Genomic DNA, 17516 nt, shown 5'->3' on the forward strand with positions numbered 1-17516 from the left:
ACCGGCGGAAGCAAGGGAAGCCGAAAGATCCGTGAGTGACGAATCCGAAGCTCCGGAGCCGCACGCTCCGGACCCCGTCGACGAGGGCGCGTTCGGTATCGACGCGTTCTCCCTCGACGACCGGCTGCGGCTGTTCCACTTCGCCGCCGCCGAGAAGCGTCACGAGTACCTGTGGCTGCTGCGGGCCTTCGACCGCGGACGTGCCAACTACCAGGTGCTGCTGCACGCTTCGGACGCGGTGGGGCTGCTGGAGCGGCTCGCCGTCGACCATCCCGCCGCGGGCGCCGTGGGTGGCTCGGCCGGCGTTCAGCCGTTGCTCGACGCGCTCGCGGAGTGGCAGGTGCTGGACCGGTCGTACGACGGGACGCGCGCCGCGAACCTCGCCGAGTACCGCAACCGCCACTACGTGTACCAGTTCACCCAGGCCGGATACCGGGCGTACCGGGCCGTGGAGGACGTGCTCGGCGCGAGCCTGGAGGACGCCCAGCTCTCCCGCCTCGTCTTCCCCGACATCCTCGGCGACCTGCGCGCGCTGGCCGAGGCCAACACCGCGGGCGACGGCGAGGAGGTGTACCGCAAGCTCGGCCGCCTCGACTCCGTGCTGAACGAGATGGCGCAGCGCGCCGCCCGCTTCTACCTCATGCTGGGCGACCTGGCGCGCACCAACGACACCCGGCCCGAGGTGTTCCTCGCCCACAAGGACACGCTCCTCGCGCACATGCGGGAGTTCACCGCCGAGCTCGGCCGCTACGCCCCGCTGCTCGCCGAAGCGGTCGAGAAGGCCGCGGCCACCGGTGTGGACCGCATGATCGAGTACGCGGCCGAAGCCGACGAACGGCTCTTCCGCAGCCCCGCCGAGCGGCTGGCCGACTGGCGGCACCGGTGGGACGGCATCGTCCACTGGTTCGCCGAGCGCGAGCACAGCGAGACCGAGCGGCTGCAGGACGCCACCGTCACCGCGATCCGCTCCGTCCTCGCCCTGCTGCGCCGGGTCACCGAGGCGCGCCGGGGCGGGGTGAGCCGGGAGAGCCAACTGCGCCATCTTGCCCAGTGGTTCACCTCCTGCGAGAGTGACGAGGACGCGCACGCCTTGTTCCAGGCGGTCTTCGGGCTCGGCGCGCCCCGCCACATCGCCGTCCCGTACGCCGACCCCGAGCGGATCCCGGGGCGTACGTCCTGGTGGGAGGCCGAACCGGTTGAACTCGCCCGCACCCTGGTCCAGTCCGGCCGCACCCCCGCCCTGTACGGCCCCGGCCGCATCGACCGCGACGACGACCGGCGGGCGCTGCTCCGCGCCGAGCAGCTCAAGGAACAGGCCGAGCGGCGCAGTGCCGCGAACTCCCTCGCGTCGGACGGGGTGTATGGCCGGACGCTCGACGAGCCCGAGACGCGGGCGCTGCTCGCCCTGCTGGACGTGACCCTCGCCGCCCGAGTCCCCGCCAGCCGCCGGGTCACCGCGGCCTCCGGCGCCGCCCACGGGGTACGGCTCACCCTCACCCCCGCCGAGGGCTCCACCACCGTCGACACCGTGCGTGGCCGCCTCCATCTCGACGGGCTGCGCCTGGAGGTCACCGCATGAGCCGTGTCGCCGAGGGCGTCTCCCCGCTCGAACTCGCCGACTACCAGAAAGCGGTACGGCTCGTCCTGCGGCATCCGCTGGTCACGCCCGGGTACCCAGACAGGGCGGCGCTGGCGACCGTGCGCCGCTGGGCCGACCATCTGCGCATCGATCTGATGGACGTGCTCGGGTACCGGCTCGTGACCACCGCCGACACCGCCCGGCTCCAGCGCGCCCAGGACGGCCTGGACACCACCCGCCCGGCCCTCACCCGCGCGGGCCGGCCCTTCGACCGGCGCCGCTACGCCTACCTCGTCCTCACCCTCGCGGCGCTGGGCCGCCACGGCGCGCAGGTGGCGCTGGGGGAACTGGCCGACGCGGTCGCCGCCGACGCCGTACGCATCGACGGACTCGGCCTGGACACCGCGCGCAAGCCCGACCGGGACGCCTTCGTCGACGCCGTCACCTGGCTCACCGAACGCGGCGCGCTCACCCTCGCCGACGGCTCCGCCACCGCCTGGGCCGGCGACCCCGAGCGCGCCGAGGCCCTGTACGACATCGACCGCGAGATCCTCCTCGCCGTCCACCACCCGACCCGCGTCCTGCAGCATCTGACCTCGGTCACCGCGCTGCTGGACTCATCCGGCGCGATAGGCCTGTCCGTCGGCCGCGCCGCCCAGCGTCGCGACCAAGCGCGCCGCGCCCGCCGCCTGGTACTGGAGAACCCGGCCGCGTACTACGCCGACGCCGACACCGAACTTCTGGGCCAGTTGCGGGCCCCCGCCCTCGCCGAGGACCTGGAGCGGCTGACCGGGCTGACGGTGGAGCGGCGGGCCGAGGGCGTGGCGCTCATCGACACCTCCGGCAGGCTGTCCGACCTCCGCTTCCCCGGCGGCGGTACGGTCGCGCAGGCCGCGCTGCTGCTCGCCGCCCGGATCAGCGCCGCCGTGCAGCGGTCCGGACGGCACGCCCTCGAACTGCTGCCCGCGCCCACCGCCGCCGAACGCCTCGCGGCCCGCGCCCGGCGTATCGACGCGGCCCTGCCGTCGCGCGGGCTGATCACCGGACTCGCCGAACCGGACGAGGAGTCGGCGTACGAGGCATCCGGCGGCGAGGGGCAGGGGCCGACGGAGACCCGTTACCCCTTCGTCACGGATTCCTGGCTCCGGGGCAGGCTCAGGGAGATCACCGCCGAGTACGGAGCGGGCTTCGCCGCCGATCTGCGCGGCGACCCGGACCGGCTGCTCGGCCAGGCCCTCGACCTGCTGGCCGCCATGTCGCTGATCGTCCGGGTCGACGGCGGAGCCCTCGCGCTTCCGCTGCTCGCCCGCTACCGGGGGGTCACGGCCCGCGTGAGAACCCGTACAGCGGCCGGGCCGCCCTCCCAGACCGCCCTGTCCGTCGACGACACCACCAAGGACCCGACTCCGTGAGCACCCCCGCTCCCACTCCTGTTGCCCCCTCACTCACGGCCTCCGCCGCCCGGTTCGTCCCCACCCGTGCCGGGATCATCAATCTGTGGGACTACCGGGACGAGGAGTTCTCCTTCGCCGGTGGCTGGCTGGTGTTGCGCGGACCCAACGGATCGGGCAAGACCAAGGCCCTGGAAGTCCTCTTCCCGTTCGTCCTCGACGGCCGTATCGACCCCAAGCGGCTCAACCCGTTCGCCGCCGAGGACCGCACGATGAAGTCCAACCTGCTCTTCCGCGGGCAGGACAGCGCGCTGGGATACGTCTGGATCGAGTTCACCCACCGGGAGACCGGCCAGGCCGTCACCTGCGGCATCGGGCTGCACGCCCAGCGGCACCGCGACACGCCCGCTCGCTGGCACTTCGTCGCCGAGGGCCGGGTCGGCGAGGACTTCTCCCTCCTCACCCACGACGACCGGCCGATGACGAGGAAGCAGCTCGCCGCCGAACTCGGCCGCGAACTGATCGCCTCCACCGCCGACTACCGCGCCGCCGTCGACCAGCGCCTGTTCGGCCTCGGCCCGGAGCGGTACGAGCAACTGCTCACCCTGATCCTCACGTTGCGCCGCCCGCAGCTGGCCAAGAACCTCGACCCGGCCAAGCTCTCCGACACCCTCACCGCCGGTCTGCGCCCCCTCGACGACGACCTGATCGCCGAGGCGGCCCGCTCCTTCGACGACATGGAGTCCGTGCAGCGCACGCTGGAGGGGCTGGCCGCCGCCGACGACGCCACCCGCGCCTTCCTCGCGAGCTACTCCACCTATCTGCGGGTGCACGCCCGCGCCGCCGCCGACCGGCTCACCGCCCGCCGTACCGAGACCGCCGAGCGCGCCGCCGCCCTGCGCGCCGCCGCGGCAGATCTTGCGGCGGCCCGCGAGCAACAGGCCACCGCCGAGACGCGCGCCGAGTCCGCCGACGCGGCGCTCGCCGCCCAACGCTCCCGGCTCGACCAACTGCGCTCCTCCGCCGCCTACCAGGCCATCGAGCAACTGGCCGACCTGGAACGCCTGGTGCGCACCTGCGAGCAGACAGCCCGGCAGGCGAGCGCCGAACGCGAACGCCGCAGCGCCGCAACCGGCCGCGCCCGCGCCGAGGCCGAACACGCCGCACGGCTCGCCGCCGAACTCGACGCCGCCGTCTCCCGGGACGCCGCGACCGTCGCCGACCACGCCCACACCGCCGGCCTGCCCTGGACCCCGGCCGACGCCGAACCCGCCCGCCTCGCCGAACGCTCCGCCGCACTCGCCGCCGCCCGCCACGAGGGCGTCCGGGCCGTGCGCGCCGCCCAGCAGACGGCCCGCGGCGCCGAGCAGACCCGCGACCTCGCCCGGGTCTCCCTCGACCGCGCCGAGGAGGCCGTCACCGCGGCCGAAACCGCGGAGACCGCCGCCGAGTCGGTCCTTCACGCCGCCCGCGAACAGGCCCGTACGGCCCTCGGCCAGTGGATGGGCACACATGGCGAACTCCTGACCGATGAGGGGACCGGCCGACTCGCCGAAGCCCTCGAACTCACCGGCGAGGCCGAGGCGTTCACGCTCGCCGACGCCTTCGCCGAGGCCACCGCGCCCGCCGTGCAGGAAGTGCGCGACACCCTCGCCGCCCTGCGCGCCCAGCGCACCGACGTGGAGCGCCGCCGCGCCGATACGGAGGCCGAACGCGACCGGATCGCCGCCGAACACGACGACGCCCCGCCCCCGGCCCGCGGCCGCACCGCCGACCGGGCGCCCGGCGAGGGCGTTCCGCTGTGGCGGCTCGTCGACTTCGACAATGACCTGACGGACCGTCAACGAGCCGACCTGGAAGCGGCCCTGGAGGCATCGGGCCTCCTCGACGCCCTTGTCACCGCCGAGGACACCCCCGTGACGGCCGGGCACAGCGAGGGCTACCTCCGTGCCGGCGCCCCGGTGAGCGGACCGAGTCTCGCCGACCTCCTGCGCCCCGAGGCCCCCGACACCGGCGACGCGATCCCGACCGCCGCCCGGATCACCGCCGTACTGCGCTCCGTCGCCGTCACCGAAGACCTCGACTCGGGCATCCCGCAGATCAGCCCCGACGGCCGGTACGCGGCCGGGGTCCTGGTCGGTGCCCACACCAAGGAGCACGCCGAGTACGTCGGCGCCACCGCCCGCGCCCGTCGGCGCGCTGCCCGGATCGCCGCCTGCGAGACGCTGCTGGCCGAACTCTCCGCCCAGCTCGACGAGTTGGCGCGCGCGCAGGCCCGTACTGACGCCGCCCTCGACGCGTATGCCGCCGCCCGCGCCGCCCTGCCCCGCACCACCGGCATCACACAGGCGCTGCGCGGGCTCGACCGGGCCGCGGCGAGGCTGCGCGCCACCCGCGACGCCGCCGACGCCGCCCGGGCCGCGTACGACGAGTCGGTGGCCGCCTGGTCGGTCGCCGAGCGCGCCCTGCGTCGTACCGCCGCCGAGCACGCCATCGAGACCGACCGCGTCGACGCCGTCGAGACCGCCACCCGCGCCTTCGAGACGGCGGTCCGCGAACTGGCCGCCGGCCGCCGCGAACACGCCCGCCAGACCGAGGCCTCACAGGCAGCCGCCGAACGGCTCACCGCCGCCGCCGAGGACGAGGAGGCGGCGCTGGACACCGAGCGCGCCGCGCGCCGCCGGCACGCCGAGGAGGCCGCGGGACTTGAGGCCCTCCAGGAAGCCGTCGGGGCCGAGGCGCAGGAGGTGATGCGCCAGGTCCAGGAGACCGAGGACGGCATCGACGCCCTGGTGGGGGAGGCCGAGGCGGCCCGCACCGCTCAGCACGGCGCGATCGCGGGCACCGCCGCGGCCGAGGCCCGCCGTACGGCCGCCGCCGAGGCCCGGTCGGTCGCCGCGGCGGAGGAGAAGGACACCGCCCGCTCCCTGCGCCCGTACGCCGCCCGCGAACTCCTCGACATCCTGCGCTGCCCGCCCGGCCTCGCCTGGCCCGCCCAGGAGGCCGACTGGACCGGTGAGGCACTCCCGCCGGCCGTGGCCGCCGTACACGAGGCGATCCTCTCCGCGACCCGCGACCTCGCCCCCACCGAGACCAGCCTCAAGCAGTCCGTCACCCGGCTCACCAAGGCCCTGGACGACCTCCAGGCGCAGCTTGCCGCGGCCGGACAGGACTACCGGCCCGAATGGGACGGCTCCGACGGCGTCATCCTCGTCCGCGTGGCCGACGAGGAGGGCCCGCTGCCGGTCGCCGCCTTCGCCCAGAAGATCTCCTCCCACCGCCGTGACCAGGCCGAACTGCTCTCCGAGTCCGAGCAGCGCATCCTGGAGGACGCCCTGCTCACCCGGCTTGCCCAGCAGATCCACGACCGCACGGTCGACGCCCGCGACCTGATCCGGCGGATGAACACCGACATGCGACGGCGCACGATGTCCTCGGGGACGACGGTCGGGGTGAGCTGGCTGCTCGCCGACCACCTCGACGACGAACAGCGCGCCGTCTGCGCCCTCCTCGACGCAGACGCCGCCCGCCTCGGCCCGGAGGGGCTGGCCCGGGTGCGCGTCCACTTCGCCGCGCAGATCAAGACCGCCCGCGCCCGTCACCGCGACCAGCCCTACCGCGAGCTGCTCGCCGAGACCCTCGACTACCGGCGCTGGCGGCAGTTCGCGTTCCAGCTCGTACGCCCGGACAAGAGCGAAGAGCGACTCACCCGCGCCCGGCACAGCCGCCTGTCCGGCGGTGAGCAGTCCGTGTCGCTGCACCTGCCGCTGTTCGCCGCCGCGCACGCCATGCTCAACTCCGCCGATCCGCACGCCCCGCGTCTGCTCGCCCTGGACGAGGCCTTCGCCGGGGTGGACGACACAGGGCGCGGCGAACTCATGTCACTGGCCGCGCAGTTCGACCTCGACTTGTTCATGACCGGCTACGACCTGTGGGCCGCCCACGCCTCCGTGTCCGCCGCCGCTCACTACGACCTCGCGCACACCGCCGTCGACCACACCGTCTCCGCGCTGCTGCTCGTCTGGGACGGCGCCCGGCTCCTCGCCGACGACACCGGCGACCTCACCGCCGCCCTCGGCTCGCCCGGCACCCGCCGCGTCCCGACCCCCGAGGAGGCCCCGGTTGCCGGCTGAGCGGCGTGGAGATCACGGGTACGACGAGTTGCGCGGCGAGGGATGGGCCCGGCTGCTCGCCGCCGCCCGCCGCAGACTGGAGCGCACGGGGGGCGCGCTCGACGGCGACATCGGGCTCACGGGGCCCGGCGAGGCCGAGCGCCGTATCGTCATCGGCATCACCGGCCGCTACCGGCCCGAGACCGCCAAGCGCCTCGCCGTACCCCTGCGTGACCTGGACGGGTATCTGTACGACCGTTACGGCACCGGTCTCCTCCGGACCCTCGGCCGGCTCCACGGCCCCCTGCGTGACCGTCCGGCCGAACGGGCCGGCGAGGAAGCACGCCGCGAACAGGCCCTGGAGTCCGCCCACTCCAGTCGGCTCGCCGGGCAGGGGTGGTTCGCCGCATGGCTGGACCGGATCGCCGCCGACGGCACCCTCACCCGTCTCGTACGCCGGGGGGACGCGCCGCTTCTCGACGCGGCGGTGCGCGTTCTGGAGAGGCTCCCCGGTGACGGGGACCGCGTTGCAGGCTCCCCGGAACGATCCCCCGCTGTCCTGCCGCTTCCGGTTCTCGCGGAGTGGGCCACCGGCGACACCAAGGCTCTTGTTCCCGGCACGCCGCTCGAACAGCTCGTCCTGCGTGCCCTCGCCCAGCGCACCGGCGGCGGTTTCGTCGTACCGCGTGACCGGGCCGGGCGGCGCGCCCTGTGGGAGAGCGCCGGCGCCATCGCGGACGACCTCGCCAGCCAGGTACTCGTCCTCAACATCGGCGCCGAGGGCGACACCGTCGTCTGCGACTGGCTGCGCGACGCCGCCGACTTCGGCATCCCCTTTCGGCTCACCCTCCAGCAGCTGGCCACCGACCCCGTCGTCCCCGCAGCCCGCACCATCTACGTCTGCGAGAACCCGGCCGTACTGCGCGCCGCCGCCGGCGAACTCCAGGACGCCGGCGCGGCCCTCGTGTGCACCGAGGGCGTCCCGTCCGCCGCCTGCCACAAACTGCTCGGCGACGCCGTACGCGCGGGAGCCCGGCTGCACTGGCGCGCCGACTTCGACTGGGCCGGCCTGCGCATCACCGCGGACGCCGTGGCCCGCCACGGCGCCCGCCTCTGGCGGATGACGGCCGCCGACTACACGGCGGCACTCGACGAGGGCGAGTCCACACCGCTCGCGGGACCGCCCGCGGCCAGCCCCTGGGACCCCGGACTGGCCCTCGCGATGGAGGCGTCGGGCAGCACGGTCATGGAGGAACGCCTCCTGCCCGCCCTCCTGTCCGACCTCAACCGTGCCTGACCCGGAGTCCGGTGGCCGTCGTCAACGACGATTCCGTAGAGCCGCTGCCGGCGTCGCGAGCAGGACCAGCCGTGAGGACCGCGGATTCTGGTTCCTGGGCGACCTCGCCCGCGTCTCTTCGTGATCGCGTGCGTCTTCTCAGTGAGTGCCGGTTTCCGGCTCCGGTCGGGGGAGCTCGTCGAGGTCGAGAGTGAAGGTGCGGCCGTCGGCCAGGGGGATGGGGAGTTTGCCGGAGCCGTATGCGTGGGTGTGTGCCGCGATGTAGCCGGACCCGGTGGGCTGGGTGTGCAGGACGACTTCCTGGGCGTACGGGTCCACGATCAGGTAGACCGGGATGCCGTAGCGCCCGTACTTGGCGGTGCAGTCGTCGTAGTCCTTGCGCGCGGAGGAGGTCGAGACGACCTCGGAGATCAGCAGGACGTCCTCGAAGCTGTAGCGCTTGCCCTCCTTGCGCGCGTCCTCGCGCAGGATGGCCAGGTCGGGGGCGGAGTTCTCGTCGGCGGGGAAGTCGATGTAGACGTCGGAGGTGACCTTCGCGTGACGGCCGAGAGCGAGAGAGTCGATCTGCATCGACCTGATGGTGCTGGAGTGCTCTTCGCTCTGCGGGGTCATGATCACCTTTCCGTCGGCCCCGAACAGGACCGTGTACCCCTTGGGGAACTCGGTGTGCATGATCGAGTCCACACTCATGGAGGGCTCCTTCCCGTGTGCCGTCATGATACGGCGGACAGTACTGTCCCCAGGCCCGCGGACTCGCGTGGCGTGCGCGCACCACAGGGGGGAACCGTCCGCACGAGCGGGCGCTGTGACGATGGGCGTGAGCCGGGCCCGTAAGTGTTCGGACCCAACAGGCGGCGTTGGGTGACTGCCAGGGGCGGCGAGCACCTTCCGGGGTGGCCACGGGGCGGCCGCCACCAGGCGCGATCACGCACCAGTCACCACCGGCGGCAAGCCGCATCCCGGACATGAAGATCACGATCTACGGCTGGAGTGGTGAGTGGCGGTGGCCTGGATGTGCAGTGGGCGGGGATGGCGTCCCGCCAGGTGTCACCTGGCGGGACACGACCTGGGCGGGGGGCTTTGTCCGAGTCCGACAACTCAACGATTCGAGACCTGTTGCTTCGGGTGTGCCCGATCCGGTGGCCGCTCGGTGGCCGGACGCCTTTGGGCGGGGCATCATGAGGTAGCAGGGGGCAACCTGCCGTAAGTACTCTGATCAGGCAGGACATCACTCGGCGGCATCAAGCGGTATCCGGCAACATGAACGCTCACGGTCTCGTAATGCGTAGGTCTCGGGTTCGAATCCCGAAGGCGGCTCCATGGTGAACCCCAGGTCAGGCCTCTGACCTGGGGTTTCTTCTTATGGTTGACCTTGGAAGTCGGGCCAATCGGACACTTGCGGTCTACGCATCGCAATGCGTAGGTCTGGAATCGACTACCAGTGGCCGTTGTGATCTACAGGGATATGACCTGGCCCTTTTTCCTTGTTGTCGATCGGCTTCGGTCCGTTCGGTTCGACGTGGTGGTCATTTGGTGGCCAAGCGTGCAGCGACCGTGCAGATGGCTCCGCGGTCGGCACTGCGGCCGCAGGCGTGCTGGCGAACGAGAGTTGTGCCATCCGGACAATCACACGATCAACGCGCTCCTTCTGAGGAGCGATCGACGACCCGCTCGTAGAGAGAGTGCTCGGCCTGTAACAGTTCGCGCTCAACAGCTTCAGCGAGGTTCGGGTTGTCGATGAGGACGCCGAACTCGATGTTGTTGTTCTCCGTGCTCCAGGGGAAGTTGGCGCTGGTCACCAGAAGGAAGCGGTGGCGGACGGCGAGGAATTTCGCGTGGGTTCGGACGTAGCCGCCGTCGAACTCCTTTGTTTGCAGCACCGTTGCCGGCCGCAGGTGCTTCGCGACTTCCGCGGTGGTGGGGGACCTGCCGGACGAGCCGTGATCGGCCGCCCTGGTGTCGAGGCAGACGCGCGCAGCGATCTCCGGCCGTCGCGCTGCCTGTCGTAGCGAACTCCAGAGCTCCGACGTCCTCTGGAGAATGAAGGTCGAGCAGGTGACGGAGCAGCGGGCGCCGTCGACCAGGTGGGCAACCGACGTCGTCAGCGGGCCGCTCTGGGCGAGGTGGCCGGGCATGGTCCAGAGGGGGTCGAGCAGCGTGGGTGCCGAGCGTGCGCCTTCCACGGCACGAAGCACGGCGTTGAGTTGGCTCTGCGCGGTAGTAGTCGAGGCGGCGGCCTCCAGAAGTGCCCTGACCTCGAACCAGCGTCCGGTGGCGATGACCTTGAGCGCGGTATTTGCCTCGCCGCTTCGACGTCAGCCGAGGTGTGAGAAGAAGCCAAGGCCGCTCCCGGGAAGATCGACGAGGAAACGGCGGTCGAGGAATCGATTGGCCCGTTCGCACGAGGTCTCCGAGGCCATCACGCTGCAGTGGCAGGCGGGCCCGTGCAGGAAGTCCTCGGGGTCCTCGGGTGTTCGCATCGAGCAGATCGGGTCCGACGAGCACCGCGTCGCGCGGTCCAGGGCTGTGGTACGACGCGTTCCAGGCGGGCGGGTTCGCTCAGTTGGACCAGGCCGCCCAGGGTCCCGTCACTGTCCGAGGCGGTGGTGCAAGTCAGCAGACCTGCTGCTGGCGCGCGTCCTTCTGCCTCGGGCCAGGCGTATAGACGTCGGTCCGCCCCAACCGGCGCGCCGTGTCCGCTCGGTGGCGCATTCAGCTTTCGAGCTGGCTTAGGGGCTGGGCTGGGAAGTGGGAGAATTCCCTTTTGGGGCGGCTGGTTTCGGGGGGTCTGGTTTTTTGTGGTGGAGGTGAATATTTGGATTGGGGGCAGGTTTTCGGGGGGTATTGGAGTGGGGGGCGGAGTGAGTTGCGGGGGAATGGGGAGCGCTGGTGGGGTGCGGGGCGGAGGGGGGCGGCGGGGCGGCTCTAACATGGATTGTGTGACGAGCGATCCGGACAGTGCAGAGTGGCCAGCTAGTTCGCAGGGGGCGGCGAGTTCATCGAGCCCGCGGGCGCATGGAGTGAAGCAGCGGCTGGTGTCCTATTTGCGGACCTTGCGTGGGGGGCTCTTGGATTTCTCGCCGCGTCCGCTGCCGACCCTCCACCGGCCGCGAAACCAGGTGCTCCGCCAACTCCCGCTCATCCTCGCAGGGGTGTTCACGTTCTATCTGGTCGTGCCCGGAACGGACGTGGTCGCCGAACGGCTCCAGGCACCCTGGCCCGTACCTGCGCTGCTTGCGTGCGTCCAGGCGGCGGCCGTGCCGCTGAGTCTGACCCGGCCGGTGGCCGCCTGGTGGCTGTCGCTCGCGGCCATGGTGCCGTTCCCGCTGCTGCTCGCGGCGCTGGAGACCGCGCCCGCCAGTGATACGCCCTGGCCGTGGACGGAGCCGGGGTTCCTGGCGCATCTGACCGTAACGCTGATTGTCGCCTGGCGGGTCAGCGTTCGGCTGTTCGTCACGCAGTGGCTGCTGACTCTGCTCGTCGGCGGAGTGCTCGGGGTGGCGCTGCGGCCCGAGGGAGCGGGAAAGGCGCTGGTCGCGTTCGGGATACTGTCCGGGGTCGGGCTGATGCTGCTGGCCGCGGTGCGCGGACGTAGGGAAGCGCAGCGGCAGCTGCGGCGGCAGGAGAAACTCACCGAGATCGAGCGGTTCCGCCGGACATTGCTGGAGGAACGGGCACGCATTGCGCGTGAACTGCACGATGTCGTCGCCCATCACATGTCCGTCGTCGCAGTACAGGCGGAAGCCGCTCCGTATCTCGTCACCGATCCGCCGGAGGCGATGCGCGAGAGCCTCGGCAGCATCCGGCGGAATGCGCTGGCAGCCCTGACCGAACTGCGCCATATTCTGGGCATGATGCGGTCCGACGGTCCCGGTGCGGGCGGCGAGGACGGCAGATATGTGCCGCAGCCGACCCTGGAGAATCTCGACGAACTGGTCGGCAATGTACAGGCGGTCGGGTTGACCGTCGAGACAGAAATATTCGGTACTCCGCGGACCTTGCCCAATCATGTCGAACTCTCGGCATTTCGCATTACTCAGGAAGCGTTGAGCAATGCGTTGCGCCACGCCCCGGGCGCACAGGTCCGGGTCGAGCTGAACTACGGAGAGTCGAATCTCAGAGTGCGGGTGGTCAACAGCCCGGCCACTGCCACCGCGCAGCGCCAGAGCGGCAAGGGGCACGGTGTTCTCGGTATGCGGGAGCGGGCCTCCATGCTCGGCGGCACGCTGCACGTGGGGCCCATGGAGGATGGTTGGTTCGAGGTACGGGCCCTGCTGCCCACCGGTGAGAGCGAGGGCTCATGACGATTCGCGTGCTGATCGCCGACGACCAGGCGATGATCCGGGGGAGCTTCGCGGTCCTGCTCAACGCGCAGCCGGACATCGAGGTCGTGGGGGAGGCCGGCAACGGCGAGATAGCGGTCCGTCAGGTGCGCGAACTGACCCCGGACGTGGTGCTGATGGATATCCGGATGCCGGTGCTCGACGGTCTGGAGGCCACCCGCCGCATCACCGAGAGCGGCAGCCCCGCCAAGATCCTCATGCTCACCACCTTCGATCTGGACGAGTATGTGTACGAGGCGCTGCGCGCCGGGGCGAGCGGGTTCCTGCTCAAGGACTCCTCGGCCCACGAACTCGCCGCTGCCGTACGGACCGTCGCCACCGGTGGTGCCCTGCTCGCCCCGACCGTCACCAAGCGGCTGATCGAGGAGTTCTCCAAGCGAGGTGCACCGCGTGCTCCCCGCCGGGACCGGGTGGCGGATCTGACCGAGCGGGAGACGGAGGTGCTGTGCCTGATCGCTCAGGGCCTGTCCAATGCCGAGCTCGCCGAGCAGCTCGTCATCGCTGAACAGACCGTGAAGACCCATGTCGGGCGCATCCTGATCAAGTTGGGGTTGCGCGACCGTACGCAGGCGGCGGTGTACGCGTACGAGGCGGGGCTGGTGGTCGCGGGCGAGTGACCGACCCCGTCAAAGCCCGGCCGCTTGCGGGTGACTGGTCTGCGTAACGTGGATGCGCGCGTACAGTGCCGTTGGTCGAGGCCGGGACGGATGTGACCACCCTCGGGGGGCGATGCTCGGCACCGCTGACATCGCTGTCCTCCTCGGCCTGGACGTCGGCAAAGGCGACCACCACGGCCACGGACTGACTGCCGCTGGGAAGACCGTCCACGACAAGCGGCTGCCCAACAGCGAACCGAAACTGAGGGCCGTCTTCGACAAGCTGACGGCGAAGTCCGGGACGGTCCTGGTCATCGTGGACCAGCCGGCCTCGATCGGGGCCCTGCCCCCAGCGGTGGCCCGGGACGCCGGCTGTGAGGTCGCCTACCTGCCCGGGCCGGCGATGCGCCGGATCGCCGACCTCTACCCGGGCGAGACCAAGACCGACGCCCCCGGCGCGCACGTGATCGCGGACGCCGCCCGCACCATGCCCCACACCCTGCGGGCCCTGGAACTCGCGGACGAGACCGCTGCCCAGCTGACCGTGCTGACCGTGCTGACCGGCTTCGACCAGGACCTCGCCGCCGAGGCAACCCGCACCAGCAACCGGCTGCGCGGCCTGCTCACCCAGTTCCACCCGTCGCTGGAACGCGTCCTCGGGCCCGTCTCGACCACCCCGCCGTCACCTACCTGCTGGAGCGGTACGGATCGCCGGACGCCTTACGCAAGGCCGGACGCCGCCGACTGGTCGGCCTGATAGGGCCCAAGGCACCGCGCATGGCCGAACGCCTGGTGGGCGACATCTTCAATGCACTCGATGAACAGACCGTGCTCGTCCCCGGCACCGGAACACTCGACACGGTGGTGCCTTCGCTGGCCCGCTCGCTGGCTGCCGTCCACGAACAACGACGAGCCGTCGAAGCCCACATCAGCGAGCTCCTGGTGTCGCTCCCTCTTTGAAGATCCTGACCTCCATGCCCGGAGTCCGGGTCAGGACCGCCGCCACCCTGCTCGTCACCATCGGCGACGGCACCAGCTTCCCGACCGCCGCCCATCTGGCCTCCTACGCCGGCCTCGCACCCGCAACGAAGTCCTCCGGGTCCTCCATCCACGGCGAACACCCCCCCAGAACCGGGAACCGGCTCCTCAAACGCGCGATGTTCCTCTCCGCGTTCGCCGCCCTGCACGATCCCGCCTCCCCCACCTACTACGACCGGCAACGAGCCCGCGGCAAGACCCACACCCAGGCCCTCCTCCGCCTCGCACGCCAACGCATCAACGTCCTGTTCGCCATGCTCCGAGACGGCACCTTCTACGAAGCCCGCACGAACGACAAGTCAGCGGCGGGTGGGTCATACCTGAGAGCCATCTCAGAGGAGAGCTCTCGGGCGGGATGCCGGCCGCGTCGCCCGCGCCCTACCGTCCTCCTGAGCCCACCTCAGCCCCCGCAGTTCTCCTCAGTCCAGAGGTGCGATAACCCTGGGGTTTCGAACCGATACCTAGCCAATAATCTGCCGTCCTAGCGTCGTTACCGGCCATTGCACAGGTGCTGAAGAACGCCCGGTCCGGGCGTTCGCGATGGAAGGTAAGGCGAGTGAAGGTTCGGCAGGACGGGCAGCGCAGCCAGCCCGCACAGCGACACACGACTGCCGACCCGGTGACGGACCGGGAGTTCTGGCAGCGAGTGCCCGCCGAGGGTGGGTACACGCCCGTACCCAGGTGGTCCGGCGAGCACACCGAGCCGGGCGCCGTCGAGGAACACCGGATGCCCATACCGGCCGCGACCGCTCAGGCGATGCGGCGGCTGGAGGACGGCCTCGCCACCACCCCGGACACCGTGCTCTTGGCGGCCTGCGCACGGGTGCTGGCGGCCCTGACCTCCGACTCCGCCGTCGTGGTCGGTTACGTGAGCGCCGACGGTTCCATGGCGCAGGCGCAGCCCTGCCAGGTGCCGGTGGCCGACGGCCCGTGGCGGGCGCTGCTGAACACCGCCGCCCGCGCCGCCGCCGAGGTGACCGGCCGATCGGGCGCGGACCTGACGGAACTGCGCGCCGGGACCGGCCGCACCGAAGCCCTCTTCGACACGCTCGTGGTCGCGGGCCGCGCCCCGCGCGCGGACGACCTGGCCCCCGAGACCGTTCTCGCCGTGGGCCTGGACACGACCGGTCAGCAGCCGGAACTCGTCCTCGGCCACCGTCCCCGCGCGCTCGACGCCGACCAGGCCGGGCGGATCTCCGGCTATCTGCTGGCTGCCCTGGAGACCCTGGCCCGTCACCCCGAGGCCGATCACCACGAGTGGAGCCCGGTCTCCGAGGCGGAGACCGCCCACCAGGTCAACGGACTGGCCGGCCCGCAGCGCGACCTGCCCGACCACCGGGTCCACCAGCTCTTCGAGGAACAGGTCCGGCTGCGTCCGCAGGACATCGCCGCCGAACAGGGCGAACGCTCCTGGACCTACCGCGAGCTCAACGCCCGCGCCAACCGCATCGCCCACGCCCTGCGCGCCCGGGGCCTGTGCGACGAGAACGCCGTCGCCGTCGTCAGCGAGCGCAACCTGGAGTGGCTCGCGGCCGTGCTCGGCGTCCTGAAGGCGGGCGGCGTCTACCTCCCGGTGGAGCCGCACTTCCCCGCCGACCGGATCGCCGACATGCTCACCCGCAGCGAGTGCCGCCACCTACTCGTCGAACGGGGCGCCTGCGCCGGGCTGCCCGAGGCGCTGCGGGCCGCCCCCGGCACCCTCGCGCATCACCTCGACGACGTGCTCGCCGCGGACCACCCCGACACCGACCCCGAGCTGCCCGTCGCCGCCTCCCAGGCCGCGTACATCTACTTCACCTCCGGCTCCACCGGCAGGCCCAAGGGCGCCCTGTGCGAGCACGCCGGCTTCCTCAACCACCTTCTCGCCAAGATCGAGGACTTCGGGATCCGCGAGGGCGGGGTAGTGGCGCAGACCGCTCCGCAGTGCTTCGACATCTCGCTGTGGCAGCTGGTCGCCGCCCTCGCCGTCGGCGGCCGCACCCGCATCATCGAGCAGGCCGCCGTCCTGGACGTGGCGCGCTTCGTCGAGACGCTGGAGAGCGCCCGCGTCGAGGTCGTCCAGGTCGTCCCCTCCTACCTGGAGGTGGTGCTGACCGAACTGGAGCGCCACCCCCGCGAACTGCCCCACCTACGCTGTGTCTCGGCGACCGGCGAGGCCCTCAAGAAGGATCTGGTGGCGCGCTGGTTCGCCACATTCCCCGACGTCGCGCTGGCCAACGCCTACGGCCTGACCGAGACCTCCGACGACACCAACCACGAAGTCATGCGCGGTGTGCCCGAGCAGGCGTCGGTGCCGCTGGGCCACCCGATCGCCAACGTGCGGATCTACGTGGTCGACGAACTGCTGCGTCCGGTGCCGCTCGGCTCGCCCGGCGAGATCGTCTTCTCCGGCGTCTGTGTGGGCCGCGGCTATGTCAACGACGAGGAGCGCACCCGCGCCGCGTTCGTCCCCGACCCGCACCACCCCGGCGTCCGGATGTACCGCTCCGGCGACTTCGGCCGCTGGCTGCCGGACGGGCGGCTGGAGTTCCTGGGCCGCCGCGACACCCAGGTGAAGATCAGTGGCTTCCGCATCGAGATCGGCGAGGTGGAGAACCAGCTGCTGCGGGTCTCCGGGGTGCGCGACAGCGCCGTCGTCATCACCGGCGAGGGTGAGAGCAAGCAGCTGGCGGCCTTCTACTCCGCCGCCCAGGAGCTGCCCGCACAGACCGTCGGCAAGGAGCTGGGCGCCGCCCTGCCCGAGTACATGGTCCCCGCCCGCATCCACTACCTCCCCGCCCTGCCGCTCACCCCCAACGGCAAGATCGACCGCAAGGCGCTGACCCGCATGGCCGGCGAACTCGGCGCAGCTGACGGCGAGTTCCGGGCGCCCCGCACGTACAGCGAGCGCAAGCTGGCCGAGCTGTGGGCGGGCGCGCTCAAGCTCTCTGCCGACGCCATCGGCCGCAACACCCACTTCTTCGAAGCCGGTGGAACCTCGCTGGCCATGCTGCGGCTGGCGGTCGCCCTGGACCGCACGGTGACCCCCGCGGAGCTGATGAGCCGGCCGGTCCTTGCCGACCTCGCCGCCTTGCTGGACGAGCGGGCCGCTGGGAACACCGGAGCGGCCTGACACCCCCAGGCGCTCGCCCCGCCCTCCCGGACCGGCCCCGGCGGCTGG

At 71.7% G+C, this 17516-nt stretch carries 9 protein-coding genes and 2 pseudogenes; 8 read left to right on the forward strand and 3 right to left on the reverse strand.

All coding sequences use genetic code 11. The features are described from left to right. Positions 1-31 precede the first annotated feature (31 nt). From J7E91_RS15865 to J7E91_RS15880, 4 genes are read left to right on the forward strand one after another with little or no spacing between them, the layout of a single operon-like run. A complete protein-coding gene (locus J7E91_RS15865) occupies positions 32-1579 on the forward strand; it encodes a TIGR02677 family protein (RefSeq protein ID WP_214904235.1) in 1548 nt (515 codons plus the stop codon). Further along, positions 1576-2991 (forward strand): TIGR02678 family protein, encoded by a 1416-nt coding sequence (locus J7E91_RS15870; RefSeq protein WP_214904238.1) that lies wholly within the window; start codon positions 1576-1578, stop codon positions 2989-2991. Before J7E91_RS15865 ends, J7E91_RS15870 begins: the two co-directional genes overlap by 4 nt. Next, a complete protein-coding gene (locus tag J7E91_RS15875) occupies positions 2988-7103 on the forward strand; it encodes a TIGR02680 family protein (RefSeq protein WP_214904240.1) in 4116 nt (1371 codons plus the stop codon). The genes J7E91_RS15870 and J7E91_RS15875 overlap by 4 nt, the downstream gene beginning before the upstream one ends. Beyond that, positions 7093-8379: a TIGR02679 family protein gene (locus J7E91_RS15880; protein WP_214904244.1), complete on the forward strand. Its 1287-nt coding sequence runs from the start codon at positions 7093-7095 to the stop codon at positions 8377-8379. Before J7E91_RS15875 ends, J7E91_RS15880 begins: the two co-directional genes overlap by 11 nt. A 138-nt stretch (positions 8380-8517) precedes the next feature. Here J7E91_RS15880 and J7E91_RS15885 read toward each other — a convergent pair whose 3' ends face one another. The 3 genes and pseudogenes from J7E91_RS15885 to J7E91_RS15895 all read right to left on the reverse strand — a co-directional run bounded on the left by J7E91_RS15885 (position 8518) and on the right by J7E91_RS15895 (position 10859). Next, complete coding sequence (locus tag J7E91_RS15885; protein ID WP_214904247.1) at positions 8518-9069, reverse strand: Uma2 family endonuclease; 552 nt, start codon at positions 9067-9069, stop codon at positions 8518-8520. 944 nt (positions 9070-10013) lie between these two features. Continuing rightward, positions 10014-10661, reverse strand: a pseudogene (gene drmC / locus J7E91_RS15890) (DISARM system phospholipase D-like protein DrmC); the annotation flags it as partial. Positions 10662-10694: 33 nt separating this feature from the next. Continuing rightward, a complete protein-coding gene (locus J7E91_RS15895) occupies positions 10695-10859 on the reverse strand; it encodes a hypothetical protein (protein ID WP_214904250.1) in 165 nt (54 codons plus the stop codon). Between the two features lie 672 nt (positions 10860-11531). Between J7E91_RS15895 and J7E91_RS15900 the strand changes: the two genes are divergently transcribed. From J7E91_RS15900 to J7E91_RS15915, 4 genes and pseudogenes are all read left to right on the forward strand, one after another. Beyond that, the gene (locus tag J7E91_RS15900) at positions 11532-12683 is read left to right on the forward strand and encodes a sensor histidine kinase (RefSeq protein WP_308376610.1); all 1152 of its coding nucleotides are present in this window, start codon (positions 11532-11534) and stop codon (positions 12681-12683) included. Then, positions 12680-13339 carry a response regulator transcription factor gene (locus J7E91_RS15905; RefSeq protein WP_214904257.1) on the forward strand — a complete coding sequence of 220 codons (660 nt, stop codon included), beginning with the start codon at positions 12680-12682 and terminating at the stop codon, positions 13337-13339. Before J7E91_RS15900 ends, J7E91_RS15905 begins: the two co-directional genes overlap by 4 nt. A 112-nt stretch (positions 13340-13451) precedes the next feature. Continuing rightward, a pseudogene (locus J7E91_RS15910) lies at positions 13452-14646 on the forward strand (IS110 family transposase); the annotation flags it as partial. Positions 14647-14912: 266 nt separating this feature from the next. Next, positions 14913-17468 (forward strand): amino acid adenylation domain-containing protein, encoded by a 2556-nt coding sequence (locus J7E91_RS15915; protein ID WP_308376611.1) that lies wholly within the window; start codon positions 14913-14915, stop codon positions 17466-17468. The last annotated feature ends 48 nt before the right edge of the window (positions 17469-17516 follow it).

It is taken from the genome of Streptomyces sp. ISL-99 (genome assembly GCF_018614005.1).
GTDB classification, from domain to species: Bacteria; Actinomycetota; Actinomycetes; order Streptomycetales; family Streptomycetaceae; genus Streptomyces; species Streptomyces flavidovirens.